A 658-nucleotide genomic window follows, 5' to 3' on the forward strand; every position below is an offset into this window, starting at 1 on the left:
CGTCGGGGAGGGAGGCGTGAGTGTCATTCCACTCGACGAGGACCTGCCGGCGCTCGGCCTCATCCATGAGGGGGAGGGCTGAGAGGGATTGGCCAGCGTCGAGGACCGCGCCTTGGAGGAGATTGCGGAAGTGTCCGAGGAGACGCGAGACGGTGGCTTCGTCGAAGAGGGAGGAGCGGTACTCGGCGGAGAGGCGAAGTCCGCGAGGCTCATCGGAGGCAATGAGCGTGAGGTCAAAGCGGGCGGAGCCAGTGTCGACCGGAAGCGGATCCATGCGGAGGCCCTGAAGCGGGGCGAGAGGCATGGGAGCGTTCTGGAGGGCGAACATGACCTGAACGAGAGGGGAGACGTTCAGGCGGCGAGAGGGGAGGAGGGCCTCGACGAGCTTCTCGAAGGGGACATCCTGGTGAGCGAAGGAGTCGAGGGCGAGGTGGTGGACGGAGGAGAGGGAGTCGCGGAAGGAGGAGGTCGGTGAGAGCTGGAGGCGGAGGGGGAGCGTGTTGACGAAGAGGCCGATGAGGGCTTCGAGTTCGGAGCGAGAGCGGCCCGCGACAGGAGTGCCGAGCGTGATGTCGAGGAGGCCGGAGTAGCGGTGGAGGAGAGAGAAGAAGCCCGTGAGGAGGACGGAGAAGAGTGTCTTCCCCTCGCGGATGCCCAG

1 protein-coding gene is annotated in these 658 nt (G+C 66.3%); it reads right to left on the minus strand.

Annotated elements, in window-relative coordinates:
- On the minus strand, positions 1-658 hold a 658-nt coding region (locus tag JGU66_36410), incomplete at both ends, for a non-ribosomal peptide synthetase (GenBank protein ID MBJ6766260.1).

It is taken from the genome of Myxococcaceae bacterium JPH2, assembly GCA_016458225.1.
In the GTDB taxonomy this organism is placed as follows: domain Bacteria; phylum Myxococcota; class Myxococcia; order Myxococcales; family Myxococcaceae; genus Citreicoccus.